Here is a 347-nt window from a genome sequence, read left to right as displayed (position 1 = left end):
CTCTGTCCGGTTGGCGGTGCTGGGTGGGTGCCGGGTACCGGGTGAGCGTTTTGCGGACCTCGCGGCGCTGGAGCTGGCCGTGGCCGAGGGTGCGACCGCGCCGGAGGTCGTGGCGGTCGCGGTCGAGTCGCCGTCGGGTTCCGGGGTGGCGTCGGCTGCGCGGGCGCTGACGGCGGGCACGCTGGATCTGCTTCAGCGGTGGCTGGCCAGCGAGGTGCTGGGCGGGGCACGGCTCGTGGTGGTGACGCGCAACGCGGTTGCTGTGGGGGAGCAGGCGCCGGATCTGGTGCAGGCTCCGGTGTGGGGTCTGGTGCGCAGTGCGCAGTCGGAGAACCCGGGCCGGTTCA

Annotated in this window: 1 protein-coding gene; it reads left to right on the top strand. The window is 74.1% G+C overall.

Going from position 1 to position 347, the window contains the following annotated elements; all coding sequences use genetic code 11:
• A partial coding sequence (locus tag IO30_RS41090; protein WP_037895527.1) for a SpnB-like Rossmann fold domain-containing protein occupies positions 1-347 on the top strand: 347 nt, incomplete at both ends.

This window comes from Streptomyces xanthophaeus (genome assembly GCF_000725805.1).
GTDB classification, from domain to species: domain Bacteria; phylum Actinomycetota; class Actinomycetes; order Streptomycetales; family Streptomycetaceae; genus Streptomyces; species Streptomyces xanthophaeus.
The sequence above is the reverse complement of the archived record's forward strand: the minus strand, read 5'-3'. Positions and strand labels throughout refer to the sequence as shown.